27 protein-coding genes and 2 tRNA genes are annotated in these 26,767 nt (G+C 51.3%); 7 read left to right on the forward strand and 22 right to left on the reverse strand.

The features are described 5' to 3' along the window. Positions 1-200: 200 nt before the first annotated feature. From rpsO to rlmE, 13 genes are all read right to left on the reverse strand, one after another. Positions 201-470, reverse strand: a complete 270-nt coding sequence (gene rpsO, locus AU511_RS06990; RefSeq protein ID WP_026739644.1) for a 30S ribosomal protein S15 — start codon at positions 468-470, stop codon at positions 201-203. Positions 471-582: 112 nt separating this feature from the next. After that, positions 583-1,539, reverse strand: a complete 957-nt coding sequence (gene truB / locus AU511_RS06995; RefSeq protein WP_094109221.1) for a tRNA pseudouridine(55) synthase TruB — start codon at positions 1,537-1,539, stop codon at positions 583-585. Beyond that, a complete protein-coding gene (rbfA, locus tag AU511_RS07000; protein WP_094109222.1) occupies positions 1,539-1,943 on the reverse strand; it encodes a 30S ribosome-binding factor RbfA in 405 nt (134 codons plus the stop codon). Before rbfA ends, truB begins: the two co-directional genes overlap by 1 nt. Positions 1,944-2,019: 76 nt before the next feature. Next, positions 2,020-4,725, reverse strand: coding sequence for a translation initiation factor IF-2 (gene infB / locus AU511_RS07005; RefSeq protein WP_094100670.1), 2,706 nt, complete (start codon positions 4,723-4,725; stop codon positions 2,020-2,022). A 25-nt stretch (positions 4,726-4,750) separates the two neighbouring features. Next, complete coding sequence (gene nusA, locus AU511_RS07010) at positions 4,751-6,241, reverse strand: transcription termination factor NusA (RefSeq protein ID WP_094100669.1); 1,491 nt, start codon at positions 6,239-6,241, stop codon at positions 4,751-4,753. Positions 6,242-6,262: 21 nt separating this feature from the next. Further along, positions 6,263-6,715 (reverse strand): ribosome maturation factor RimP, encoded by a 453-nt coding sequence (gene rimP / locus AU511_RS07015; protein WP_026739639.1) that lies wholly within the window; start codon positions 6,713-6,715, stop codon positions 6,263-6,265. A 214-nt stretch (positions 6,716-6,929) separates the two neighbouring features. Then, positions 6,930-7,006: transfer RNA gene (locus AU511_RS07020), tRNA-Met, on the reverse strand. 59 nt (positions 7,007-7,065) lie between these two features. Then, positions 7,066-7,153: transfer RNA gene (locus tag AU511_RS07025), tRNA-Leu, on the reverse strand. Between the two features lie 53 nt (positions 7,154-7,206). Beyond that, complete coding sequence (gene secG, locus AU511_RS07030) at positions 7,207-7,539, reverse strand: preprotein translocase subunit SecG (protein ID WP_094100668.1); 333 nt, start codon at positions 7,537-7,539, stop codon at positions 7,207-7,209. A 301-nt stretch (positions 7,540-7,840) separates the two neighbouring features. Continuing rightward, positions 7,841-9,181, reverse strand: a complete 1,341-nt coding sequence (gene glmM / locus AU511_RS07035; protein ID WP_094109223.1) for a phosphoglucosamine mutase — start codon at positions 9,179-9,181, stop codon at positions 7,841-7,843. A gap of 3 nt (positions 9,182-9,184) precedes the next feature. Further along, positions 9,185-10,018, reverse strand: coding sequence for a dihydropteroate synthase (gene folP, locus AU511_RS07040; protein WP_094109224.1), 834 nt, complete (start codon positions 10,016-10,018; stop codon positions 9,185-9,187). A 126-nt stretch (positions 10,019-10,144) separates the two neighbouring features. Next, positions 10,145-12,091, reverse strand: coding sequence for an ATP-dependent zinc metalloprotease FtsH (gene ftsH, locus AU511_RS07045; RefSeq protein ID WP_072000218.1), 1,947 nt, complete (start codon positions 12,089-12,091; stop codon positions 10,145-10,147). 47 nt (positions 12,092-12,138) lie between these two features. Further along, positions 12,139-12,768 (reverse strand): 23S rRNA (uridine(2552)-2'-O)-methyltransferase RlmE, encoded by a 630-nt coding sequence (gene rlmE, locus AU511_RS07050; protein ID WP_026739634.1) that lies wholly within the window; start codon positions 12,766-12,768, stop codon positions 12,139-12,141. Positions 12,769-12,911: 143 nt separating this feature from the next. Between rlmE and yhbY the strand changes: the two genes are divergently transcribed. Further along, positions 12,912-13,205 (forward strand): ribosome assembly RNA-binding protein YhbY, encoded by a 294-nt coding sequence (gene yhbY / locus AU511_RS07055; protein WP_026739633.1) that lies wholly within the window; start codon positions 12,912-12,914, stop codon positions 13,203-13,205. 117 nt (positions 13,206-13,322) lie between these two features. Here the strand turns inward: yhbY and greA are convergent, their stop codons facing one another. Then, positions 13,323-13,799, reverse strand: coding sequence for a transcription elongation factor GreA (gene greA / locus AU511_RS07060; protein ID WP_026739632.1), 477 nt, complete (start codon positions 13,797-13,799; stop codon positions 13,323-13,325). A 267-nt stretch (positions 13,800-14,066) separates the two neighbouring features. Between greA and dacB the strand changes: the two genes are divergently transcribed. Next, positions 14,067-15,500 carry a serine-type D-Ala-D-Ala carboxypeptidase gene (gene dacB, locus AU511_RS07065; protein WP_094109225.1) on the forward strand — a complete coding sequence of 478 codons (1,434 nt, stop codon included), beginning with the start codon at positions 14,067-14,069 and terminating at the stop codon, positions 15,498-15,500. Positions 15,501-15,621: 121 nt separating this feature from the next. Here the strand turns inward: dacB and cgtA are convergent, their stop codons facing one another. The 4 genes from cgtA to rplU form a co-directional block, all read right to left on the reverse strand. After that, on the reverse strand, positions 15,622-16,797 hold the full coding sequence (gene cgtA / locus AU511_RS07070; RefSeq protein WP_085651596.1) for an Obg family GTPase CgtA: 1,176 nt from the start codon (positions 16,795-16,797) through the stop codon (positions 15,622-15,624). Between the two features lie 243 nt (positions 16,798-17,040). After that, complete coding sequence (locus AU511_RS07075) at positions 17,041-18,006, reverse strand: DMT family transporter (RefSeq protein ID WP_094109226.1); 966 nt, start codon at positions 18,004-18,006, stop codon at positions 17,041-17,043. A gap of 93 nt (positions 18,007-18,099) precedes the next feature. Next, the gene (rpmA, locus tag AU511_RS07080) at positions 18,100-18,357 is read right to left on the reverse strand and encodes a 50S ribosomal protein L27 (RefSeq protein ID WP_026739628.1); all 258 of its coding nucleotides are present in this window, start codon (positions 18,355-18,357) and stop codon (positions 18,100-18,102) included. An 18-nt stretch (positions 18,358-18,375) separates the two neighbouring features. Beyond that, on the reverse strand, positions 18,376-18,687 hold the full coding sequence (gene rplU / locus AU511_RS07085; RefSeq protein ID WP_094100663.1) for a 50S ribosomal protein L21: 312 nt from the start codon (positions 18,685-18,687) through the stop codon (positions 18,376-18,378). Positions 18,688-18,944: 257 nt separating this feature from the next. On the opposite strand from rplU, the gene ispB reads away from it, so the two are divergent. Then, positions 18,945-19,916: an octaprenyl diphosphate synthase gene (gene ispB / locus AU511_RS07090; protein ID WP_094109227.1), complete on the forward strand. Its 972-nt coding sequence runs from the start codon at positions 18,945-18,947 to the stop codon at positions 19,914-19,916. Here ispB and AU511_RS07095 read toward each other — a convergent pair. After that, positions 19,901-20,296: a DNA-binding protein gene (locus AU511_RS07095; RefSeq protein ID WP_094109228.1), complete on the reverse strand. Its 396-nt coding sequence runs from the start codon at positions 20,294-20,296 to the stop codon at positions 19,901-19,903. The genes ispB and AU511_RS07095 overlap by 16 nt on opposite strands. Positions 20,297-20,534: 238 nt before the next feature. Beyond that, complete coding sequence (locus tag AU511_RS07100) at positions 20,535-20,924, reverse strand: DNA-binding protein (protein WP_094100701.1); 390 nt, start codon at positions 20,922-20,924, stop codon at positions 20,535-20,537. A gap of 188 nt (positions 20,925-21,112) precedes the next feature. Between AU511_RS07100 and AU511_RS07105 the strand changes: the two genes are divergently transcribed. Next, entirely contained in the window at positions 21,113-21,376 is a 264-nt protein-coding gene (locus AU511_RS07105; protein ID WP_094100661.1) for a helix-turn-helix domain-containing protein, read from the forward strand. Positions 21,377-21,438: 62 nt separating this feature from the next. On the opposite strand, the gene mdh is transcribed toward AU511_RS07105, so the two are convergent. Continuing rightward, positions 21,439-22,377: a malate dehydrogenase gene (gene mdh / locus AU511_RS07110; RefSeq protein ID WP_094109229.1), complete on the reverse strand. Its 939-nt coding sequence runs from the start codon at positions 22,375-22,377 to the stop codon at positions 21,439-21,441. Positions 22,378-22,826: 449 nt separating this feature from the next. Between mdh and argR the strand changes: the two genes are divergently transcribed. Further along, positions 22,827-23,297 carry a transcriptional regulator ArgR gene (gene argR, locus AU511_RS07115; RefSeq protein WP_026739621.1) on the forward strand — a complete coding sequence of 157 codons (471 nt, stop codon included), beginning with the start codon at positions 22,827-22,829 and terminating at the stop codon, positions 23,295-23,297. 6 nt (positions 23,298-23,303) lie between these two features. On the opposite strand, the gene tsaD is transcribed toward argR, so the two are convergent. Continuing rightward, the gene (tsaD, locus tag AU511_RS07120; protein ID WP_094109230.1) at positions 23,304-24,317 is read right to left on the reverse strand and encodes a tRNA (adenosine(37)-N6)-threonylcarbamoyltransferase complex transferase subunit TsaD; all 1,014 of its coding nucleotides are present in this window, start codon (positions 24,315-24,317) and stop codon (positions 23,304-23,306) included. Positions 24,318-24,536: 219 nt separating this feature from the next. Here tsaD and rpsU point away from each other — a divergent pair, with 219 nt between their 5' ends. Both rpsU and dnaG read left to right on the forward strand, forming a co-directional pair. Next, positions 24,537-24,752 (forward strand): 30S ribosomal protein S21, encoded by a 216-nt coding sequence (gene rpsU / locus AU511_RS07125; RefSeq protein WP_001144069.1) that lies wholly within the window; start codon positions 24,537-24,539, stop codon positions 24,750-24,752. 125 nt (positions 24,753-24,877) lie between these two features. Then, a complete protein-coding gene (gene dnaG / locus AU511_RS07130) occupies positions 24,878-26,632 on the forward strand; it encodes a DNA primase (RefSeq protein ID WP_094109257.1) in 1,755 nt (584 codons plus the stop codon). Positions 26,633-26,767: the final 135 nt, after the last annotated feature.

Genomic DNA, 26,767 nt, shown 5'->3' on the forward strand with positions numbered 1-26,767 from the left:
ACACCCGATCCAGTCACTACATCCTCGCGACTAATGACAATCTTCAATCTGCTCCTCGGCAGAATAAAGTCTCTCATTAGCCGCGCGAATAGCTGTAATAACGGACCATTTTTTACTTCAGCAATACATTACTCTGTTTCAGCAACGCATCCTAGAAGAAAGGGGCCATAATAGGCCCCTTTCTACTGAAACTCGTCGGATTAGCGACGCAGACCCAGACGCTCGATCAGGCTGGTGTAGCGTGCTACTTCTTTACGCTTCAGGTAGTCCAGCAGCTTACGACGCTGAGAGACCATGCGCAGCAGACCACGACGGCTGTGGTGATCTTTTTTGTGCTCAGCAAAGTGACCCTGCAGGTGGTTGATCTGTGCGGTCAGCAGTGCAACCTGAACTTCAGTAGAACCGCTGTCGTTAGCATCACGACCAAAATCCGCAACAATTTTTGCTTTAGCTTCAACGCTTAGAGACATAGTAGAACTCCAATAATATTATATAAGATAAAAAGGGTGCCGATCTCTAATTCAGCGACCCGGTACTTGAGCCGCGCTATTCTACCCGCAGTATAAGGTGATAGCAAGGCGGTCAAACAACCTCAGGTTCGGGGTATTCGACCACCAGACGGCGAGGTGCAACGCGGCCTTCATCGTCGATAACGCCCATACCAATAAACTTTCGCGCGTCGCCTTCTGTAATGCGTACCATCCCTTCATCAGGGGCGTTGGCGGCACGCACCGCCTGTCCCAATTTCAGGTATCCGGCAACGACTTCCGGCAGATTGACCTCAGGAAATTCCTGAACAGCGCTGTCCATCGGCAAAAGTAGAGGATCAAGCAGCGCGCCGACTGGCTGTTCTTCTTCAGCGGCACGATCGGCCAACGCTCGCAGCTGTTCCAACGTAACCATCCGTTCTACCGGATACGTTGCCACCTGGAGTCGGCGCAGATAAATCACATGTGCGCCGCAGCCAAGTTTTTCACCCAGATCGTCAATAATCGTACGGATGTAAGTGCCCTTTGAACAATGAATCTCCAGTTCCAGCTCATCCCCTTCCCAACGAATCTGCTGCAGCTCATAGACCGTGATTTCACGCGCTTCGCGAGGAACGGTTTGCCCCTGACGGGCATATTCGTATAGCGGGCGTCCCTGATATTTCAGAGCAGAAAACATGGACGGGACCTGCGGGGTTGTACCACGAAATCCATCCAATGCCTGCGCCAACGCGTCGGGTGTAAACTTCACAGGACGCTCTTCGACGACGTTACCATCGGCATCCGATGTATCCGTCCGCTGGCCCAACCGAGCAATTACGCGATAACGTTTGTCTGAGTCCAGCAAATGCTGGGAAAACTTGGTCGCTTCACCCAGACAAATCGGCAGCATCCCCGTCGCAAGCGGGTCCAGCGCGCCAGTATGTCCGGCCTTGTTAGCATTAAAGAGACGTTTAACTTTTTGCAGCACATCGTTGGACGATGTTCCCTGCTGTTTATCCAGCAGCAGAACGCCATGAACGTCCCGGCCGCGACGACGAGGACGCCCCATCAGTCCTCCCGATCTTCATCCGAAGAGGAAGAAGAGCGACGCTCGGCATCTTTTCTGACGACATTGGTCACCAGATTCGACATCCGCATACCTTCAACCAACGAGTTGTCGTAGGAGAAGGTCAGCTCGGGCACCACGCGCAGGCGCATTGCTTTACCCAGCAGTACGCGAATAAATCCGGAGGCGTCTTGCAACGCTTTGATGCCGGTTTTCACCTGCTCGGGCTCGTTATCGTTTAGAAAGGTCACGAAAACTTTGGCGTAAGCCAGATCGCGGGACATTTCAACCCCAGAGATGGTCGCCATACCCACGCGCGGATCTTTTACTTCGCGCTGCAGAATGATGGCGATCTCTTTTTGCATTTCCTGCGCCACACGCTGTGTGCGGCTATATTCTTTTGCCATGATAAACCTCACGGAAAAATGAGGGGGCACAAAGGCCCCCTCACTGGAAAAGTAGAATGGTGTGGCGATGGAAGTATTACGCAATAGAGCGTTTAATCTCGATGATTTCGAACACTTCGATCATATCGCCAGAACGAACATCATTGTAGTTCTTAACGCCGATACCACATTCCATGCCGTTACGAACTTCATTGACGTCATCTTTGAAGCGACGCAGAGATTCCAGTTCGCCCTCATAGATAACGACGTTATCACGCAGTACACGGATTGGGTTATGACGTTTAACCACACCCTCGGTCACCATACAGCCTGCGATTGCGCCAAATTTCGGTGATTTGAACACGTCGCGAACTTCAGCCAGACCAATGATTTCCTGCTTGTACTCAGGCGCCAGCATACCGCTCATTGCCTGCTTAACTTCATCAATGAGATCATAGATGACTGAGTAATAGCGCAGATCCAGACTTTCTGCTTCGACAACTCGGCGAGCGGAAGCGTCTGCACGCACGTTAAAGCCCAACAGAATAGCGTTGGATGCCGCAGCCAGCGTAGCGTCCGTTTCAGTAATCCCACCCACGCCAGAACCGACAATTTTGACTTTCACTTCGTCGGTAGACAGCTTCATGAGAGAGTCGGAAATCGCTTCGCAAGAACCCTGTACGTCGGACTTCAACACGATGTTCAATTCAGAAACTTCGCCTTCGCTCATGTTCGCAAACATGTTTTCCAGTTTAGACTTCTGCTGGCGAGCCAGTTTGACTTCACGGAATTTGCCCTGACGATACAGCGCGACTTCACGTGCTTTCTTCTCATCGCGAACGACTGTCGCTTCGTCACCTGCTGCCGGCACGCCGGACAAGCCCAGAATTTCGACAGGAATAGAGGGGCCCGCTGTGGCGACTTCGCGTCCCAACTCGTCACGCATCGCACGAACACGACCATACTCGAAGCCACACAGGACGATATCGCCTTTGTTCAAGGTACCTTCACGAACCAAGACAGTCGCAACCGGACCACGGCCTTTATCCAGGAAGGATTCGATCACCGCGCCACTAGCCATACCGTTACGGATTGCTTTCAGCTCCAGAACTTCGGACTGCAGCAGAATAGCGTCCAGCAGTTCATCGATACCCGTACCCGATTTGGCAGAAACGTGTACGAACTGGCTTTCGCCGCCCCAGTCTTCCGGCATGATGCCGTGCTGAGACAGTTCGGTTTTAACGCGATCCGGATCGGCTTCCAGCTTATCGATTTTATTTACAGCAACGACAACCGGCACTTTGGCGGCTTTAGCATGCTGAATAGCTTCGATAGTCTGCGGCATCACGCCATCATCTGCGGCAACCACTAGAACGACGATATCTGTCGCCTGCGCACCACGTGCACGCATTGCGGTAAACGCGGCGTGTCCTGGGGTATCCAGGAAGGTAATCATGCCGTTGTCGGTTTCTACGTGGTAGGCACCGATGTGCTGAGTGATACCACCCGCTTCGCCAGAGGCGACTTTGGTAGAGCGAATATAGTCGAGCAGAGACGTTTTACCATGGTCGACGTGACCCATGATAGTGACGACAGGCGCACGCGGTTCAGCAGCGGCACCGGTATCACGATCGCTCATCAGCGCTTCTTCCAGCTCATTTTCGCGGCGCAAGATCACTTTGTGACCCATTTCTTCCGCAACAAGCTGAGCCGTTTCCTGGTCGATAACCTGGTTAATGGTCGCCATTGCGCCCAGACGCATCATCGTTTTGATGACCTGAGAACCTTTAACGGCCATCTTGTTCGCGAGTTCAGCCACCGTCACGGTTTCGCCAATCACTACATCGCGGTTGACCGCCTGGGCAGGCTTGTTAAAGCTCTGCTGCAGAGTGCTTGGTTTACGTTTGCCTTTACCACCGCGAGTTACAGCGCGCGCTTCTTCGCGATCGGCTTTAGATTCAGACAGGCGACTGCCTTTCTTCTGCTTGGTCGCTTTACCGCCGCGAGTGCGAGCACGACGTTCGCCTTCAACCTTGCGGTCATTTTCATCTTCGGCTTCACGTGCATGATGCGATGTCGTTACGTGGTAGTCAGAAGTTTCGGTTTCGTCTTTCTGATTTTCCCAACGACCGGCGTTTTCTTCAGCCATGCGGCGAGCTTCTTCTGCCACGCGGCGGGCTTCTTCTTCAACCTTCTGGCGTGCCGCTTCTTCCGCTTTGCGCTTAAGCTCTGCTGCTTCGGCTTCGCGACGCGCTTTCTCAGCCTGAGCTGGTTTGGTCATGGTGTTGTTTTGTTGATTGGTCACTTTTTCTTTTTCCGCTCCGTCGCGCTTAGCTTTGTCGGCGGCCTCACGTTTGGCTTGCTCTTCAGCAGCGCGCTTCGCTTTTTCAGCAGCTTCGCGCTGGGCTTTTTCTTCAGCCTCGCGTTTAGTCTGCTCTTCAGCAGCGCGTTGTGCCTGTTCTTCCGCTTCTCGCCGCGCCAGCTCTTCTTCGGAGGCCTGCTGACCATCCTGAGAATCGCGTTTTACATAAGTGCGTTTCTTGCGGACTTCGATCTGTACCGCTTTACTCTTACCACCGGTACTTGGAACATTCAATGTGCTGCGCGTTTTGCGCTGCAGCGTCAGTTTACCCGGCGCACTGCCGCGTTCACGGTTCAGGTGCGCCAGCAAGCTTTCTTTCTCGTGCTGGGTCACAGAGTCTGATGCGGACTTGGTTATACCGGCATCAGCAAACTGCTGTATCAGGCGGTCAACCGGAGTCTGAATCTCTGCGGCCAGCGATTTTACGGTTACATCTGTCATGCTGTTCCTTTCCTGCTACAGTTCGTTATTCGTTGTTGTCGCCAAACCAACAGATATTACGCGCGGCCATAATCAGCTCACCAGCTTGCTTCTCATCAAGCTCTTCAATATCTGTCAGGTCATCGACACCCTGCTCAGCAAGATCTTCCAGCGTACATACGCCGCGTGCAGCCAGAGCAAACGCCAGCTCACGGGATAAACCAGGCAGGTTTAGCAAATCATCGGCTGGCTGACCGTCACCGAGGCTTTCCTCGCGAGCCAGCGCCAATGTTGTCAACGCTGCCTTCGCACGGTCACGCAGCGCCTCGATCGTTTCTTCGTCCAGCCCGTCGATTTCAAGCAGTTCTTTCATCGGCACATAGGCCAGCTCTTCTAAGGTAGAGAAGCCTTCTTCCACCAGAACGATGGCGAATTCTTCGTCGATGCCTAGATGCTTGGTGAAGACATCAATCGCCGCATGCGCTTCGGCCTGATGTTTAGCCTGCAGGTCTTCAATCGTCATCACGTTCAGTTCCCAGCCGCTGAGCTGTGATGCCAGGCGAACGTTCTGACCGTTACGGCCGATTGCCTGAGCCAGATTTCCTGACTCTACAGCAATATCCATGGTGTGATTGTCTTCATCTACTACGATGGAGGCAACATCTGCTGGCGCCATCGCATTGATAACGAACTGAGCCGGATTATCATCCCACAGCACGATATCGATTCGCTCACCGCCCAGTTCGCTGGAAACGGCCTGAACGCGCGCACCGCGCATACCCACACAAGCGCCGACGGGGTCGATGCGTTTGTCGTTGGTCTTAACGGCGATTTTAGCGCGTGAACCTGGATCGCGCGCTGCAGCTTTAATTTCGATAACTTCTTCGCCGATTTCCGGTACTTCGATGCGGAACAGTTCGATCAGCATTTCCGAACGAGAACGGCTGACGAACAGCTGAGCGCCGCGCGCTTCGGGACGGACAGCATATAGCACGCCGCGAATTCGGTCGCCGGGACGGAAGTTTTCGCGCGGCAGCATGTCTTCACGGCCAATAACCGCTTCGGCGTTGCTACCCAGATCCAGAGAGATGTTATCGCGGGTCACTTTCTTAACCACGCCGGTGACAATCTCACCTTCTTGCTCACGGAACTGCTCAACGACCATAGCACGTTCAGCTTCACGTACTTTCTGTACGATAACCTGTTTAGCCGTTTGGGTCGTGATGCGGTCAAAGGTTACAGATTCAATCTGATCTTCAACGTAGCCGCCCAGCTCAATGCTCGGGTCTTCGAATTGCGCTGCTTCCAGCGTAATTTCGCGGGTGGGCTGAGTCACTTCATTGACGGCGACCCAACGGCGGAATGTGTCAAAATCGCCAGTTTTGCGGTCGATGCAAACACGTACGTCAATTTCCTGCTCGTATTTTTTCTTGGTTGCCGTTGCCAGTGCGATTTCCAATGCTTCAAAAATCTTTTCACGCGGAACAGCTTTCTCATTGGAAACTGCTTCAACAACAGCCAGAATCTCTTTGTTCATCCTAGTTGCCTCATCCAAACTTTAAAAGTGGGGTACCAGATTCGCTTTCTGGATGTTGCTCAGCGCGAACACTTCATCTTTGCCTTCCACCGTTACCGTGATCATCTCACCCTCAACGGCTTTGATTATTCCTTGCCACTTACGGCGGTTCTGGACAGCCATACGCAATACCAGACTCACTTCTTCACCGAGGAAACGCACGTAGTGTTCGGCCGTGAATAAAGGACGATCCAGACCTGGCGAAGATACTTCCAGGTTATAAGCTACGGTGATCGGATCTTCAACATCCAGCACCGCACTGACCTGATGGCTGACATCAGCACAATCATCAACAGTGATCCCATCGTCACTATCAATATAGATACGCAGCGTCGATTGGCGACCCCGGACGAACTCAATGCCCACCAGCTCAAAGCCTAATGCTGCAACGGGTGCTGAAATCATCTCTGTTAACTTTTGCTCTAATGTGGACAAGCCCACCCCCAAGACATAAAAAAAGGGCTTAATAGCCCAGTAATTCTGTTGTCAGATAACAAAAAACCCCGATATACGGGGCTTTATGCAACTGGACCCTATTACCACGGATGTCCGCGGTATAACTTACCGTTAAGAATTCTTTCAAAACTGACTATGGAATCAATAGAAACTTACTGAGCAGCTTTGAAAGAAAACCTACAGGAAAGTTAATTGGTTGCGGGGGCCGGATTTGAACCGACGACCTTCGGGTTATGAGCCCGACGAGCTACCAGGCTGCTCCACCCCGCGTCCGAAAACGTGGCAAATACTACGCTGATAACCGCAAAAATGCAAGTTATCTCTAGGATTGGTACCGAGGACGGGACTTGAACCCGTAAGCCCAATTTGGGCACTACCACCTCAAGGTAGCGTGTCTACCAATTCCACCACCTCGGCATCATTTCTTACTTCTTACTTTGGCAATAATGTTGGTTGCCGGTAACGCTATATTACTTAGGAATATCGCTCGACGGCGTAGCTGGTGCCGTATTCTGCTGAGTTTTCGCCGGTTCAGGCTGGCTTAAACTTTCCCACTCACTGCCTTTTTGGCTGTGGTTAGAGCTCATGTTGCCCAGAATCAGACTGATGACAAAGAATAGCGTTGCCAAGACAGCCGTCGTCCGAGTCATAAAATTGCTGGAGCCGTTTGAGCCAAACAGCGTAGCTGACGCACCTGCTCCGAACGAGGCACCCATATCGGCACCTTTACCTTGCTGCAGCATGATCAAAACAACCAGACCAATTGACACCAGCAGGAAAATGACTAAAAGCGCTTCGTACATAGATGTACCTATTACTTTATCCCCAATGATTTTATGAGGATGCTGAATTCTTGCGGCCAAACCGCTCGCTATCCGCAGTCGGAATATAAAAGCCATCCCTTATAAAGCGGGTTTGAATACTAACCAAAGCATTCTGTCTAAGCAAGGCTAATTTGGCGCGCAATGATTGATTGGAGGAAAAATCAGCAACAGAGTTGAGTACGCCAACAAGCCTTAAACTATCTGGCTGATTCTTTGGTAATTAACGCCATTGGAAAATGCAAGAATATCACCGATGGCGTTACCATTTCAGAAGATGAAATTACCCCGCCGCTTTCACAGCATCGGCAATCCCATTGGCTAAAGCCGTCACCGTAGGCTCATCTTCACCTTCAACCATAACTCGGATCAGCGGTTCGGTGCCCGACTTACGTAACAGAACCCGACCGCGGCTGCCCAGTTGTAACTCCGCATCCTGCACAGCCTGTTTAACTGCGTCGCTTTCCAGCGGGTCATGTTCGCCGGCGAAGCGGACGTTGACCAGCACCTGCGGAAACAGTTTCATGCCGCTACACAAATCGTGCAACGTCATGTGGTTGCGGGCCATTGCGGTCAAGACCTGCAACCCAGCGATAATACCGTCCCCTGTGGTCGTTTTATCTAGCAGGATCACGTGACCTGAATTTTCAGCGCCAATACGCCAGCCTTTGGACTGCATCAGTTCTAACACATATCGGTCCCCGACCTTTGCTCTGGCGAACGGAATGCCAAGCTGCTTCAGAGCAAGCTCCAGACCCATATTGCTCATTAACGTCCCGACAGCACCACCGCGGAGCTGACCTTGACGAAGGCCTTCGCGTGCGATGATGTACAAAATTTGATCACCATCGACCTTATTACCCTGGTGGTCGACCATAATCAGGCGATCGCCATCTCCGTCAAAGGCCAAGCCCACATCGGCTTTTTCCGCGAGAACCCGATTCTGAAGCTGTCTTACATCCGTTGCGCCACACTCTTCATTGATGTTCATTCCGTTGGGATTACAACCAAGCGTGATCACCGTCGCGCCCAATTCTCTCAATACGCTGGGCGCAATGTGATAAGTCGCGCCGTTGGCGCAATCCACCACGACTTTGAGGCCGTTAAGGTTAAGCTCGCTCGGGAAGGAGCCTTTGCAGAATTCGATGTAACGACCTGCCGCATCTACAATTCGACTTGCTTTACCGAGCTCGGAAGACTCGACGCAGGTGATGGCCTTCTCCATTTCGGCTTCGATCGCTTCCTCAACTTCGTCAGGCAATTTGGTGCCGTCGATGGAAAAGAACTTGATGCCGTTATCGTAGAACGGATTATGGGAAGCCGAGATCACGATGCCGGCTTCAGCCCTGAAGGTGCGAGTCAAATAGGCTACAGCGGGCGTTGGCATCGGCCCCGTGAAGGATGCTGATAATCCCGCGGCAGCCAGGCCGGCTTCCAACGCAGATTCGAGCATATAACCCGAAATTCGGGTGTCTTTACCGATGATGATCTTTCTGGAGCCGTGCCGAGCCAAAACCTTTCCGGCCGCCCAGCCCAGCTTTAATACGAAATCGGGGGTAATGGGAGAGTCACCGACTTTGCCACGAATACCGTCAGTACCAAAATATTTACGGCTGCTCGTCATCTTTTATTCCTTAGCTGAAAGTGTAGCTTCAACAACACGCATAGCATCCACGGTTGCTTTTACGTCATGAACACGAATGATTCGCGCTCCCTTTAGCGCAGCAATGACTGCGCAGGCGACACTGCCATAAACACGTTCTTTAGGCGGAACATTGAGCAGTTGGCCAATCATTGATTTTCTGGACATCCCCACCAATAGGGGTAAACCGAATTGATGCAGGCTTTCCATTTGAGCCAGCAGGCTGTAGTTGTGCTGCAAGTTTTTGCCAAACCCAAATCCGGGATCGAGTAATATTTGCTCGCGAGGAATTCCTGCAGTCGCGCAGCGACTGAGATGATGCTCAAAAAAGGTGAAAACATCCTTCATCAGGTCATCATAGTGCGGAGCCTGTTGCATCGTCTGCGGCATTCCTTGCATATGCATCAGACATACGGGCAGTTGTGTCGCGGCGGCGGCATCCAACGCGCCCTTTTCCTGCAAAGAGCGCACATCGTTAATGAGATGCGCTCCAGCGGCAGCCGCCGCGGTGATCACTTCCGGTTTTGAGGTGTCGACGGATATCCATACCTCAAAACGCTGCGATAACGCTTCTACGACGGGGACGACGCGATCCAGCTCTTCCGCGACGCTGACTTCATCCGCACCAGGCCGTGTTGACTCGCCGCCGACATCAATAAATGTTGCGCCAGCCATGACCATATCCTGTGCATGAAACAGCGCTTTATCGAGAGTATTGTGTTGGCCGCCATCGGAAAACGAATCCGGTGTCACATTCAAGATGCCCATCACCTGCGGGCAGGAGAGATCAATGACCGATCCCCGAGCGTTCAATTTCATTCCTTCTTCCTCAAAACCACAGCCCGCCCATGCTGCTATGCCTGGACGTAATCAGCAAAAAACCCCGGCAAGCCGGGGTTTATAAACTACTGGTGTCAGTTTCAGCAACACGCTGTCACACCGCGCTTACTTGTCGCTCAACGGACCTGACATAGAGTTGCCCGTGCCTGGCTTCTCCGGTTCATCAACCGGGGTCGGCGCATTAGGCGTTCCGCTATCATCAGAGTTGTTATTGTTGGACGAAGGTTCTTCCCAGCCAGCCGGCGGACGAACATCCTTGCGCCCCATCAGATCATCAATCTGCGGCGCATCAATGGTTTCATATTTCATCAACGCATCCTTCATGGAATGCAGGATATCCATATTCGCCATCAACAATTCGCGAGCACGCTGATAGTTGCGTTCGATCAAGGCTTTAACTTCCTGATCGATGATGCGGGCCGTTTCATCTGACATGTGTTTCGCTTTCGCCACGGAGCGTCCAAGGAATACTTCCCCTTCTTCTTCCGCGTAGAGCAACGGTCCCAGCTTTTCTGAGAAGCCCCACTGCGTCACCATGTTACGAGCAATAGAGGTTGCGACTTTGATGTCGTTAGACGCCCCCGTCGAAACATGCTCAGAACCATAAATGATCTCTTCAGCCAGACGACCGCCGTATAGCGTTGAAATCTGGCTTTCAAGCTTCTGGCGACTGGCGCTAATGGCATCGCCTTCCGGCAGGAAGAAAGTCACGCCCAGTGCCCGGCCGCGCGGGATAATAGTCACTTTATGCACAGGATCGTGCTCTGGCACCAAACGTCCGATGATGGCGTGGCCCGCTTCGTGATAAGCAGTCGACTCTTTTTGAGATTCCGTCATCACCATAGACCGACGTTCTGCACCCATCATGATCTTATCTTTGGCTTTCTCGAATTCGACCATGGAGACAACACGCTTGCTGCCGCGTGCGGCAAATAATGCGGCTTCATTGACCAGGTTAGCCAAGTCGGCACCGGAGAACCCAGGTGTGCCGCGGGCAATCACAGAAGCATCAATATCTGGTGATAGAGGAACGCGACGCATGTGGACTTTAAGAATCTGTTCACGACCACGGACATCCGGCAGCCCTACTACAACCTGACGGTCGAAACGACCAGGCCGCAGCAGCGCAGGGTCAAGCACATCAGGTCGGTTGGTTGCAGCAATGACGATAATACCTTCATTACCTTCGAACCCGTCCATTTCCACCAGCATCTGGTTCAGCGTCTGCTCACGTTCGTCGTGACCGCCGCCCAAGCCGGCGCCGCGCTGACGACCAACAGCATCAATTTCATCAATGAAGATGATACACGGCGCCGCTTTTTTCGCTTGTTCGAACATGTCACGAACGCGGGATGCGCCCACGCCCACGAACATTTCGACGAAATCAGAACCGGAAATCGTAAAGAATGGGACTTTCGCTTCGCCCGCGATAGCTTTAGCCAGCAAGGTTTTACCGGTACCTGGAGGGCCGACCATCAGCACGCCTTTCGGTATCTTGCCGCCCAGCTTCTGGAAACGGCTAGGCTCACGCAGGTACTCGACCAGCTCGGCCACTTCTTCTTTGGCCTCATCACATCCGGCAACGTCCGCAAACGTCGTTTTGATCTGGTCTTCGGTGAGCATGCGTGCTTTGCTTTTGCCGAACGACATGGCACCTTTGCCACCACCGCCCTGCATTTGACGCATGAAGAAAATCCAGACGCCGATCAGCAGAAGCATCGGGAACCATGAGATAAAGATAGAAGCCAGCAGACTCGGTTCTTCTGGGGGTTCGCCGACTACTTTTACGTTTTTAGTCAGAAGGTTATCCAGCAACTTGGGATCGTTGACAGGAATATAGGTCGTGTATCGGTTGCTGTCTTTTTTGACCACAGTGATCTCACGCCCATTGATTCGTGCTTCACGGACCTGATCCTGATTCACTTCAGTTAAAAAGGTTGAATAATCCACCCTACGGCCATTCGACTCGCTGGGCCCAAAGCTCTGGAATACAGACATCAGCACAACTGCGATGACTAACCAGAGAATCAGGTTTTTCGCCATGTCACTCAAGGGATTAACCTCATATTACAACTGTGTTAAAAAATAGCGTAAGGGTACTACAGTTTACGCCCTGTCGCTACAATGTACACCTCGCGGGACCTGGCCCGGGAGGATTCAGGCTTACGCGTCTTCACCGTCGTAAACAGGGATCTTACTTCACGTAAATACTCGTCAAAGCCTTCTCCCTGAAATACTTTAACGACAAAACTGCCGCCCGGAGCCAAGATATCTCGACACATCTCCAGCGCAAGTTCCACCAGATACATGGAACGCGGAATATCGACTGCCGGAGTACCGCTCATGTTAGGGGCCATGTCGGACATCACCACCTGAACTTTCTGATCGCCAACCCTTTCGAGCAACGCTTTCAGTACCATTTCATCGCGGAAGTCGCCCTGAAGAAAGTCGACACCTACGATAGGATCCATCGGTAAAAGGTCGCAGGCAATAATCCGCCCTTTACCACCAATTTGACTGACGACATACTGCGACCAGCCGCCTGGAGCGGCCCCCAAGTCCACCACGGTCATGCCGGGTTTGAACAGTTTGTCGCTCTGCTGTATCGCATCAAGTTTAAACCAAGCGCGTGAGCGAAGCCCTTTTTTCTGCGCTTGCTGCACATATTTATCGCTAAAGTGTTCCTGCAACCAACGACTGGAACTCGCAGAACGCTTTTTGTTAGCCATCTATTTTCCAACTATTCTTAATTAAAGCGCTTTTGTCGTACTAAACGTCTCATTGAGCGCCAACCAACCACTCTACAATGGTGATAATGGTGAGATGGCGGTAGAATGACCCGTTTTCAATCCCAACCTAAGCAAAAAAGACCATGAATCTGAGTAACAAACAAAAACAGCACCTAAAAGGCCTGGCACATCCATTAAAACCAGTTGTCTTGTTAGGCAACAACGGCCTTACCGAGGGTGTACTGGCTGAGATCGAGCAGGCTTTAGAACATCACGAACTGATCAAAGTAAAAATCGCTGCTGAGGATCGTGAAACCAAAGGGTTAATCGTCGAAGCGATCCTGCGCGAAGCCAAAGCCGTCAAAGTCCAGGTTATTGGCCATACCTTAGTGCTCTATCGTGCCGCTAAGGAACGGAAAATCGTATTGCCACGATAACATTTTTTACCTCAGGTTACTTTGCATTGACTGCAAAGTGCCATGACCTCTGGTAAGAGAAAAGGCCGCGTGCGGCCTTTTGCTTTTCTTTACAAATACTGTCGATATCACGAGCAATCAAAGGTACTCGACCTTCAAAATCTCATATTCCACCAGCCCCCCGGGGGTGTTGATGGCGACGATGTCGTCTTCTTCTTTGCCGATTAAGCCGCGCGCGATGGGCGAGTTAACCGAGATCAGATTTTGTTTGAAGTCAGCCTCATCATCACCAACGATGCGATAGGTCTGTTCTTCTTCTGTATCGACATTCATCACTGTAACAGTGGAGCCGAAAATAACACGACCGTTAGCGGCCATTTTGGTGACGTCGATCACCTGAGCGTTTGAAAGCTTCGCTTCGATTTCCTGAATACGGCCTTCGCAGAACCCTTGCTGTTCACGGGCTGCATGGTATTCCGCATTCTCTTTCAGGTCACCGTGTTCGCGCGCATCAGCAATCGCCGAAATGATTTCTGGTCGGCGAACCATTTTCAGATACTCAAGCTCTTCGCGTAACTTTTCAGCGCCACGTAACGTCATCGGAAACTGTTTCATATTGTCTATACCTCTAAAAATCCATAGGACTTAAATCACCGTCTTCCTGACGCGATAGAATTAACGTGCGACGGGGTGTCTTTCTTCTGCAGCGTACCCTGACAATTCAAACAAAAGCGGCCCAACCCGGAAATAATTTTTCCAGGGCAGGCTCAGTTTTGCATTTTGATACGTATTTTACCCCAGAGTTCCATGGGGATCATCGTTTACTTTAGCCCACCTTGGGCCGTAGTATTGCCACACGTTACCCTGTGCTAAACCGAGATTATGCGTTTTTCATCTATTGTTACCGGCCTTCTCTGCACCTGTATTCTGCATACTGCCTCGGCTGCCGCCCCGGTAGAAGACTATATACAATACCTGCCTGACGGCGCCAATCTGGCGTTAGTGGTGCAGAAAGTGGGGGCGCCGTCTCCCGTGCTTGATTATCACAGCCAACAAATGGCGCTCCCGGCCAGCACGCAAAAAGTCATTACTGCATTGGCGGCATTACTCCAGCTCGGTCCTGACTTTCGATTCATAACGACAATGGAAAGCACAGGCTCTGTCAGTAACGGCGTTTTGCGTGGAAATCTGATCGTGCGTTTCAGCGGCGATCCAACGTTGAAACGCCAGCAGATTCGTTCCATGGTACAGGGATTGAAAAAAAATGGTATCCGCGAAATTACCGGCGACGTGCTGATCGATACTTCCGTATTCGCCAGTCATGACAAAGCACCCGGCTGGCCGTGGAACGATATGACGCAGTGTTTTAGCGCGCCCCCGGCCGCCGCCATCGTCGATAGAAACTGCTTCTCGGTATCGCTCTACAGCGCCCCTAATGCCGGTGACAATGCTTTTATTCGCGTAGCGTCTTATTACCCCGTTCAGATGTTTAGCGAAGTCAGAACGCTCGCGAAAGGCTCAGCCGATGCGCAATATTGCGAACTTGATGTTGTTCCGGGAGAACTAAATCGTTTTACCCTTACCGGCTGCTTAACGCAGCGCCCAGACCCCCTCCCCCTGGCATTTGCCATTCAGGATGGCGGAAGCTATGCCGGCGCAATCGTGAAAGACGAATTGATGGAAGCGGATATCCGTATCGGCGGCAGCCTGCGTAGGCAAACCCGGCCGGGAATAACGGGACCAATTTTGGCACAGACGCAGTCCGCCTCACTGCATGAACTCCTGACCACCATGCTGAAAAAGTCAGACAACATGATCGCGGACACCGTCTTTCGCACCATCGGGCATGAACGATTCAATGTGCCTGGCACCTGGCGGGCAGGCTCGGATGCGGTGCGTCAGATCTTAAGGCAGAAAGCGGGCGTCGATCTTGGCAACAGCATCATCGTGGATGGCTCCGGGTTGTCGCGCCACAACCTCCTTGCCCCCGCCACCATGATGCAGGTGCTGCAATACATCGCTCAGCACGATAATGAGTTGAACTACATCAAGATGCTGCCGTTGGCGGGATATGACGGCACGCTTCGCTATCGGGGCGGATTACATGAAGCAGGCGTAGACGGCAAGGTTTCAGCAAAAACGGGAGCGTTGCAGGGCGTATACAACCTGGCTGGGTTTATCACGACGTCCAGCGGTCAGAGAATGGCCTTCGTCCAGTATCTCTCCGGGTACTCCGCCGATGACCAGAAAACGCGTCGTGTTCCACTGGTTCGCTTTGAGAGCAGACTCTACAAGGATATTTACCAGAACAATTAAAGCGCGTGAGCGCCTAGATAAAAAACACCCTTATCTGCATAAGCAGATAAGGGTAACTGATACAACAAGCAAACTTTTATTATTCGTGAACAACATCTATTATTCGTGAACAACATCGGGCTTAATGCTGGTAGATAATCTCTACGCCATCATCATCCTCTTCGTCCCAGTCATCGTCCCACTCTTCTTCTGCTTCGTCTTTAACCGTTTCAAGCTGTTCGCGATGATAGTCATCCCACATGAACTCAACTTTCTCTGGTGTCGCTTTCTCTTCTTCCGCCTGCATTTTCGGCTGCGTTTTCAGGAAGCTCATGACATCCCAGCACAGGGCATTGACGCCATCATGGCTCGCGGCGGAGATCAGGTAGTAATTACCTTCCCAAGCCAGCGCGGCGGCGATATCACGCGCGCGTTTCTCTGCTTCTGCTTTGTCCAGTAGGTCGCTTTTGTTGAAGACCAGCCAGCGCGGCTTCTCAGCCAGCGTCTCACTGTACTGATGAAGTTCATTGATGATGACTTTCGCATTTTCGATCGGATCGGATTCGTCTATCGGCGCCAGATCAATCAGGTGAAGCAGCACGCGGCAACGTTCCAAATGTTTCAGGAACCGGATACCCAGACCTGCGCCTTCGGAAGCACCTTCAATCAGGCCTGGGATATCAGCGACGACGAAGCTTTGTTCGCTATCCATACGCACAACACCCAAGCTCGGAACTAGTGTTGTAAACGGATAGTCGGCCACTTTAGGTTTAGCCGCAGAAACAGCGCGAATGAACGTTGATTTACCCGCGTTAGGCAATCCCAACATCCCTACATCGGCCAGCAGCAACAGCTCCATCAGCAGTTCGCGCTCTTCGCCCGGCGTGCCATTCGTTTTTTGACGAGGAGCCCGGTTAACCGAAGATTTAAAGCGGGTATTGCCCAGACCGTGCCATCCCCCTTTCGCTACCATCAGGCGTTGCTGATGACGGGTCATATCCCCCAAAATCTCCCCAGTGCCAGTATCTTTGATACGGGTCCCGACAGGAACTTTGATGGTGATATCTTTACCCCGTTTGCCCGTACAGTCGCGGCTTTGACCATTCTGACCACGTTCTGCGCGAAACGATTTTTCAAAGCGATAGTCGATCAGGGTGTTCAGGTTCTCATCGGCAACGAGATAAACGTCGCCGCCATCGCCGCCGTCCCCACCATCAGGGCCGCCGTTGGGGATATATTTTTCACGACGGAAGCTGACGCAACCATTACCACCATCGCCAGCCACCACCAGAATGTTGGCTTCATCTACAAACTTCATGAACTCTCTCCGCAAAAAAACCAATAGAGAATAATTGACTTTTTTTAACTGTTATTGGTTCTCTTTGGCGTAACTCTTTGATTTTATAAAGGACAGCTATTGAAGCCATCCGTCACTGAAAACGACGCAGTCAGAACCATCACGGTAAAATGGGCGCTGATTGTACCTGCTTAGCGCGAAGATTTCACCTGTATTAAAAATAAACAGTCATTACGACCCGTGAAGATTGACCGACAAGCTGGCTCATTTATCATCTGAATTGATGCCCGGAGCTTTGCTTACCTGCTGTTTTACCGGGAAAAAACGATGCCCAATCGCTGAAAACATCGCCCCAGCCACGACCACAAAAGCACCGATGTAACCAATAAAATTGAGCGAGAGAGGAGTAAAGACCGAAGGCCACCCCAATGCCAATAAATCGGAAAACAACAACGTGAACAAGGGGGTTAGCGTAATAATGGCGCTGACCTGAGCCGCCTGCCATCGCGCCATCGCCTCTGCCAGCGCACCATAACCTACAACCGTGTTTACGCCGCAAAATAACAGGCATATCAGTTGCCAACTACTCATTTGAAACACGACGCCGGGTTTTGCTATCGGCGTAATAAAAATTACGCACAGTACATAGAGCAGAAACAGCAGCTGTTGGGATGACAGACGTCGTAGAAGGACTTTCTGAGCGACGCCATAAGTGACCCAGACCGTAGCGGCCCCCACACCTAATAACACGCCCAAGGTGTAATCACTCAATCGAGTAAAAATCTCAATCAGGCTGGTATTAAAAAACATCAACAAACCGCTTAATAGCGTGATCGCGCCAATCACCTGCGTCACCCGCATCTTTTCTTTTAGAATGAGAACGCTGGCAAACATCATCCCAACGGGAGAGAGTTGGCCGATGACTTGAGAAGCGGTGGGGCTAAGATATTTTAATGATGAGCTGAACAGGACAAAGTTACCCAGCAGCCCGCAAGTTGCGATAAGCAGCAATATCCACCAGCGCCGACGCCGCAGCAAACGAAATCGGGGTATCGTCCCTTTGAAGTAGATAAGGATAAAAAGCCCGAACGCAGCCATCAGAAATCGATACCAAACAACGGTATACGGATCCATAACACTCAAAACTTGCTTCATGGCGATAGGCAAAGCGCCCCAGCAAACAGCCGTGGTTAAAGCCAGAGAAAGCCCCAAGCCTGCATTCTGTTTCATAGCGTTATCCGCAGCGGATGATGTTTACAGTATTGCCAAACGAAAAAAGCCCTGCAACATGTGCAGGGCTTTTATAAGGCTTAAAAACTGTAATTATTCAGCAACGATGCTGATAAATTTACGGTTTTTAGGGCCTTTGATTTCGAACTGAACTTTTCCGTTAGACAGTGCAAACAGCGTGTGGTCTTTACCACAACCAACGTTAGTGCCTGCATGGAACTTAGTACCACGCTGACGAACGATGATGCTGCCTGCCAGAACGGATTCACCGCCGAAACGTTTTACGCCCAGGCGTTTGCTTTCTGAGTCACGGCCGTTACGAGTGGAACCGCCAGCTTTTTTATGTGCCATTATTCGCTCTCCTAAGACTTAAGCGCTGATGCCGGTGATTTTCACATCAGTGAACCACTGACGGTGACCGGCTTGTTTACGGTAGTGTTTACGGCGACGAAACTTAACGATTTTAACTTTCTCGCCACGACCGTGAGCAACAACCTCAGCCTTGATTTTACCGCCATCGACGTAAGGAACGCCGATTTTGATGTCTTCACCATTAGCGATCATCAGAACCTGGTCAAACTCAACGGCTTCACCAGTTGCGATTTCCAGCTTTTCCAAGCGAACGGTTTGGCCTTCGCTTACTCGGTGTTGTTTACCACCACTTTGGAAAACTGCGTACATATAAAACTCCGCTTTCCGCGCACCCTATTGATTTTGGAAGTGCGCTATAAATATTCACAATAGGGCGCGAATTCTACGCAAAAATCCGAAGCATGACAAGTGCAGAATTGAGCAACATGAAGAAAAAGGATACAAGCCATTAACTGCCGTTTATCTGCGTCATTTTTCAAGTACAATCACCCCAACCTTTTCTTATTTAACGCCGATCAAGAACATCAGTACGGCGATAGCGTTGAAGAAATCAGCTGGCAGAAACAATGAATCTAGAACAAATCACAGCGTTGAGCTCCCAGGATATGTCCGCCGTTAATACGATTATCCTGGAACATCTGTCCTCCGATGTCGCGCTTATCAATCAGTTGGGCCATTACATTGTCAGCGGCGGTGGGAAACGTATTCGGCCAATGATTGCTGTTCTGGCTGCCAGAGCTTTAGCCTATCAGGGCGACAAGCACGTTACCGTTGCGGCGTTAATTGAATTCATCCACACCGCTACCCTGCTGCACGACGACGTTGTCGATGAATCTGACATGCGTCGGGGAAAAGCAACAGCAAATGCCGCCTTTGGCAACGCTGCCAGCGTCTTAGTCGGCGACTTTATCTATACACGCGCTTTTCAGATGATGACAGGGCTTGGTTCGTTGCAGGTTCTCACAGTGATGTCCGATGCGGTCAACGTCATCGCAGAAGGCGAGGTATTGCAGTTGATGAACTGTAACGATCCTGATATCACCGAAGACAGCTACATGCGTGTGATTTATAGCAAAACGGCACGCCTATTCGAAGCCGCCTCTCAGTCTTCCGCTATTCTGGCCGGCGCGACCGTTGAGCAAGAGAAAGCGTTAAGGGACTACGGACGTTATTTGGGAACCGCATTCCAGCTTATTGACGACTTGCTGGATTACAGCGCTGACGGCGAGACGCTGGGCAAAAATACCGGTGACGACCTTAACGAAGGCAAACCTACTTTACCGCTGCTGCATGCCATGCGTCATGGCACCCCAGAACAAAGCGCTATGATCCGTGAGGCGATTGAACACGGCAATGGCCGTCATTTGCTGACCCCGGTGCTTACGGCGATGCAGAAGTGCGGCTCTCTCGGCTACACACGCCAGCGAGCGGAAGAAGAAGCAGACAAAGCCATCAGCGTCCTGCAATGTCTGCCAGAAACCCCTTATCGCCTTGCCTTGGAAGGGTTGGCGCACATGGCCGTTCAGCGAGAGTTCTGATCCTCCCTTTGGGCATCGCTCGCTTGCGGCGAGCTGCCCAGCCGAGCCAACATCGCCAGAGCGCCTTCATGCAGAATGTGGTTTATCAGTTGCGTGCGTTCGCTTCCCGTTAATTGATGATAAACCTGAATCCACGTCGTCAATAACTCAGTCTCTGCCGGTGTGGCGTACTCTGGAGCAGGTGACTCCTCCATCATCAGCGAATGCTTAACGCTATCAGGTAAGCTCCAGATAGCGTATTCCACGCCTTTCCCCTGAACGCCTTTACGACGCCGTTTCTCCCAGCCGTTTTCTTTAGCCTTCTTATTCAGTCCCTGTCTGGACGTTGGTAATCCAGCCACACCCAATAATTCTTTAGTCGCAAACCACTTCTTATCCATATATCCCTCCGCGTTGGCCTGACATTCCATGCTTAACAATTCCCAATAGGACGAGAGTAGACAACAAGATTACATAAAGTTTCCACATAATAGATCAACATAAAGGAAAGCTCTAATCATTAAGCATAAGAAGAGTCGTAATGCGTTAACGCACTATAAAACGTGAAGCCAGGGGGTAGATAAAGAAGGTATAAGCACAAGAATCGCTGCCATTCCTGCAACAGGAATGGCAGGAAGATCATTCAGAGGTCTCGTTTGTAATGGGTGAGGTAGAGGGAGCGTACAACCCTAACTGTTTAAGAGTCGCATAGACGCCTTCCCGCATAATGTAGCTAATCAACTTTTCGCGTTCAGAGACTGAAAGCTGCTGATATATCTGCATCCACACCGGTAGCATATCCGATGGCTTCGCTGAATATTCTCCGGGTGTCTCCTGCATCAGCAATAAAGACTGCTGTACAGATTCGGGCAAGCTGTGGATAGAATATTCAACTCCACGCCCTTGCACACCTTTTCTGCGACGTTTTTCCCAACCATCTTCTCGGGCACGTTTATTCAATCCTTGCCGTGATTTAGGGAGTCCGCCGATGCCAACCAACTCGCTGGTCGCAAACCACTCTTTTTTCATGTCCATTTCATCCCGATAGTGCTACTCATTACAAAAAAAGATTTATTGGGAAATTAATTTGGAAATAATTAGAAAACTGATGATATATTATTTCCAAATAATGGTTTTTTAGTTAATGAAACCATTTAACCCAATTCGTTAGTTATACCACTAATACACTGTCGTCTTATAGCACTAAGGGAAGGATTATGAATTCAAGGAAACATGACTGGCACCCTGCTGATATCATCGCGGCGTTGAAGAAAAAAGGTACCACCCTTGCCGCGGTATCACGGTCTGCCGGATTAAGTTCGTCCACGCTTGCTAATGCTATATCTCGCCCATGGCCGAAAGGAGAGTGGCTGATTGCGGACGCGTTAGGGGTTCATCCTGCCGAAATTTGGCCCAGTCGGTACTACAATCCTGAAACGAATGAACTGATCGATCGGAAAAAATTGATTCGGCCGCAGTGAACAAAAAGCCGGAGAAAGAATTCTCCGGCTTTTTGTTCAAGTGTTAGACGTACCAGTAACGGCTACTTATTGACGAAGGCGACGCCCATCGCAATGTCTTCTTGTAACGTCTCCAGCATCTCGTCCAGAGAACGCTGCTCGAAGTCGCTCAGAGAACCAATAGGCATACGTTGGGCAATGCCCTCTTTGCCCAGTAACAACGGCTGAGCGAAGAAGCGGGCGTATTCGCTATCGCTTTCAACGTAAGCACATTCAACAATATCGCCTTCGCCTTGCAACGCGCGAACCAAAGAGACGCCGAAACGTGCGGCTGCCTGCCCCATAGACAAGGTAGCAGAGCCTCCTCCGGCTTTGGCTTCAACGACTTCCGTGCCCGCGTGCTGAATGCGATCCGTCAGCTCAGCCGCTTCTTGTTCGGTAAAGCTGAGTCCAGGAATCTGCGACAACAACGGCAGAATAGTCACGCCGGAGTGTCCCCCAATCACAGGCACTTCGATGTCCTGCGGTTGCTTGTCTTTGAGCTCGGCGACAAAGACATTGGAACGAATGATATCTAGCGTGGTGACACCGAAGAGTTTGTTTCGATTATAAACCCCAGCCTTTTTCAACACTTCTGCGGCAATCGCCACGATGGTGTTTACCGGATTGGTGATAATGCCAAGGCAGGCGTTAGGGCAAACATGAGCGACTTGTTCAACCAAGTTACGGACGATGCCGGCATTCACGTTAAACAGGTCAGAACGATCCATGCCCGGCTTACGAGCAACACCGGCGGAGATGAGAACGACGTCAGCCCCACTCAGTGCGGGAGTCGCATCTTCACCGCAAAAACCTTTGATTTTTACCGCGGTGGGTATATGGCTTAGATCTACAGCAACACCTGGCGTTACGGGCGCAATATCATAAAGCGATAGCTCTGAGCCTGAAGGAAGCTGGGTTTTGAGAAGAAGTGCCAGAGACTGACCGATACCGCCGGCGGCTCCAAGAACAGCAACTTTCATCTTAAATTCCTTATTTTATTATCATTAGTTAAATATGCCGTGGATTTGTTTCGTTACAAACGTCCGTGCTCATAATAAAAAGTAGAATCAGGCAGCCAATCAACGCGTCGAGAGCGCATCGAGGCTCATAATAAATTAAAATCCACATAGGTTACAAAATTGTAACTAAGGTAATTAAAGTAATAGGACGCTATGCCAGACAGAATTCATCCTGTTCATTACCTGAACACATACAGATTAATCATGGCAAAAAAATAACAACGCGCAGCATTTGCGTAACACCACGATCACCTTTGTGTGAGTAGGCGCACATTCTCCATTTTTATTTTCGACTAGCAACTTTTTCCTTACCCATGCCTATTCTATCGATTGGTTAGGCGCCTACATTGCATAAAAATTCATTTAACCGCATAATATAGCCATGAATAACTTTGATGGACCGCAGCCAAATGCGTCATTCAACTAAGCAAGAAGATTTGGTTAAGGCGTTCAATGCGCTATTAAAAGAAGAAAAATTCAGTTCTCAGAGCGAGATTGTGCAGGCATTGCAGGACGAGGGATTTGAAAATATTAACCAATCCAAAGTGTCGAGGATGCTCACCAAATTTGGCGCAGTTCGTACGCGTAACGCCAAGATGGAGATGGTTTACTGCCTCCCCGCTGAACTTGGCGTGCCGACCACATCCAGTCCCTTGAAGAATCTGGTGCGGGACGTGGACTTTAATGAATCCGTCGTCGTCATTCACACCAGCCCGGGTGCTGCACAGCTCATCGCTCGTCTATTGGATTCTCTGGGAAAATCGGAGGGGATTCTCGGGACAATCGCCGGGGATGACACCATATTCACTACCCCGGCAAAGGGGTTCAGCGTGAAGCAGCTCTACGAAGCCATTCTCTCTTTGTTCGAACAAGAACTCTAAGCCGCCTTAGAGAGACGGCAACTCCGCCAGCGGCCAACGCGGCCGCACCGTTACACCTAATGACGTTTCCCCACCTTGCTGCAGACGGATGGCGCCTGCGTAGGCGATCATCGCGCCATTATCCGTACAGAACTCGGGACGGGCATAAAACACTTCGCCACCGCGTTTAGCCATGACCTCGGCCAGCCTCTCCCGCAACGTACGGTTAGCGCTGACTCCGCCGGCGATGACGAGTCGTTTAAATCCGGTGTCATCCAGCGCACGTCGGCACTTGATCGCCAACGTATCCACCACCGCATCTTCAAATGCACGTGCGATATCCGCCTGGGTCTGCTCATCGTTGCCCTGTGCACGGATAGTGTTTGCGGCAAAAGTTTTCAGCCCGGAAAAACTGAAATCCAACCCAGGTCGGTCGGTCATAGGCCGTGGAAAAGTGAAGCGTCCAGCCTGCCCGGACTGCGCCATTTTTGACAACAGCGGGCCGCCGGGATAATCGAGTCCCAGCAGCTTGGCCGTTTTATCAAACGCTTCTCCAGCCGCATCGTCGATTGACTCACCCAACAAGCGATATTCGCCGATCCCCGTCACACTGATTAACTGGGTGTGCCCACCAGAGACCAAAAGCGCAACAAAGGGAAACGCCGGAGGATTCTCTTCCAGCATGGGGGCCAGCAGGTGCCCTTCCATATGATGTACCGGGATAGCCGGCACATCCCACGCGAATGCTAAGGAGCGCCCGACCGTCGCGCCAACCAGCAGCGCGCCGACCAATCCAGGCCCCGCGGTATAGGCGATCCCGTCGATGTCTTTACGCTGCATCCCGGCTTCCTGCAATGCCGCTTGAATCAAGGGTACGGTTTTACGGACGTGATCGCGTGAAGCCAGCTCAGGGACCACACCGCCATAATCCGCGTGCAGTTTTACCTGGCTGTAGAGCTGGTTTGCCAGCAGACCGGCTTCAGTGTCATAAATCGCGACTCCCGTTTCATCACAGGACGTTTCAATACCCAATACGCGCATTGCTGTTTTTCACTCTCGGTTACGGTTAACAAGCGGCTTGCTTCAAGCGGCGAATAGTCTACCATAAGCGCTCCCATTTGAGCGTGGACATAAGACCGCGAGGTTTGTTATTGCCGCAGTGCTTTACAACAGCCTCGTAGTTGCAGTAGAATTCCGCACCATTTTGAAAAGGCTGGCACCAGGTCAGCGACAAACCGAATTTATTGAGGTGAGAGGCACATGCCGGTAATTAAAGTACGTGAAAACGAGCCGTTCGACGTAGCTCTGCGTCGCTTCAAGCGTTCCTGCGAAAAAGCAGGAGTTTTGGCCGAAGTTCGTCGTCGTGAGTTTTATGAAAAACCGACTACTGAACGTAAACGCGCTAAAGCATCTGCAGTAAAACGCCACGCGAAGAAACTGGCTCGAGAAAACGCACGCCGCACTCGTCTGTATTAATTTTAGGAGGTGCCGCCTCCGATCGCGTGATTAATCCGCAGACTTAGCAGTTGCATACGAAGGCCGTGCATTTCCGAAAGGAATGCGCGGCTTGTTGTCGTTTATAAGCTATGAATCAGGGGCTTATGGCTGGACGAATCCCACGCGTATTTATTGGTGACCTGTTGGCTCGCACCGACATCGTCGACTTGATCGACGCGCGCGTGAAGCTGAAGAAACAGGGCAAGAATTATCACGCGTGTTGTCCATTTCATCACGAGAAGACCCCTTCGTTCACCGTTAACGGCGACAAGCAGTTCTATCACTGCTTTGGTTGCGGCGCCCATGGTAATGCCATCGATTTTTTGATGAATTTCGACAGGCTGGAGTTTGTTGAAAGCATTGAAGAACTGGCGACCATGCACGGCCTTGAGGTGCCTTACGAGGCCGGTTCAGGGCCCACTCAGCTTGAACGTCATCAGCGGCAAAGTCTGTACGAGCTGATGGAACAATTAAGCGCGTATTACCAACAGACTCTACATCAGCCCGCCGGCACCCCAGCCAAAACCTATCTGGCGAAACGTGGTCTAACTGACGACATCATCAGGCATTTTGCGATTGGATGTGCGCCGCCCGGTTGGGATAACGCGTTAAAACGTTTTGGCCGCAGCAGCGAAGATAAAAGAACGCTGAACGATGCGGGCATGTTGGTGACTAACGATCAAGGGCGCACTTACGACCGGTTCCGCGAACGCGTTATGTTTCCTATTCGGGACAAACGAGGACGCGTTATCGCCTTTGGCGGTCGAGTATTGGGGGACAGTGTTCCCAAATACCTTAACTCGCCGGAAACGGAAATCTTTCATAAGGGTCGCCAGCTTTACGGCCTGTATGAAGCCCAGCAAAAACACCCCGAGCTCAGACAGCTATTGGTGGTTGAAGGGTACATGGACGTCGTCGCTCTGGCGCAGTTCGGCATTGACTATGCCGTGGCTTCGCTGGGGACGTCAACGACCGCTGATCACATTCAGCTGCTCTTCCGCGCCACCGACCGTGTTGTCTGCTGTTACGACGGTGATAGAGCCGGGCGGGATGCGGCATGGCGCGCGCTGGAAACCGCCCTGCCTTATTTGGACGATGGACGCCAACTGCTGTTCATGTTTTTACCTGATGGCGAAGACCCGGACACGCTGGTGAGGCAAGAAGGAAAGGCCGCTTTTGAGCAGCGTATCGAACAGGCAATGCCGCTATCTTCATTCCTGTTCGACACGCTGTTGCAGCAGGTCGACATGAGCACGCCGGATGGCCGCACCAAGCTGAGCACGTTGGCGCTGCCGCTGATCGGTCAGGTGCCGGGCGAGACGCTGCGGTTGTATTTGCGCCAGCAGTTGGGCAAAAAACTGGGATTGCTGGATGATTCCCAGCTTGATCGTTTGATGCCTAAGACGACGGAGCACTCATCGTCTTATCAGCCTCCACGGCTAAAAGTCACAACTATGCGTATACTGATAGGACTTTTAGTACAAAACCCCCGGCTGGCGGCCGAGGTGCCTGAGCTGGCTCTGGAAGGCAGTGACGAAAGTAAAATGGCGGGACTGGGCTTATTCCTCGATCTGGTTCAGACCTGCAATGAAAGTCCAGGCATGAGCATGGGGCTGTTGTTGGAAAGATATCGCGACAGTCAATATCGCAAACAGCTTGAAACCATGGCCGCCTGGAACCATATGATCGTAGATGAGGAGATCGAGGAAAAATTCAGGATTAGCCTGGCTGAACTTTACGATCAATTGCTGCAGCTTCGTCTGGACACACTGATAGCCCGAGACCGAACACATGGGCTCAGCGCGGAAGAACGAAAGGAACTCTGGTCATTGCAGCTGGCCCTTACAAGAAAAAACTGATTACCGAGGCTTAATTGCCGATGAATAGTAGGGTTGAACCCTACAGAGTGCCGTGACGGGGGCTGCGGCGATAGCAAAAACCCCTACTGTTATTGTCAGCGATTACGCTGACCGACACCAACCCAAATACTCTGA

Origin of the sequence: Lonsdalea iberica (assembly GCF_002111585.1) — a bacterium.
Classification (GTDB): Bacteria; Pseudomonadota; Gammaproteobacteria; order Enterobacterales; family Enterobacteriaceae; genus Lonsdalea; species Lonsdalea iberica.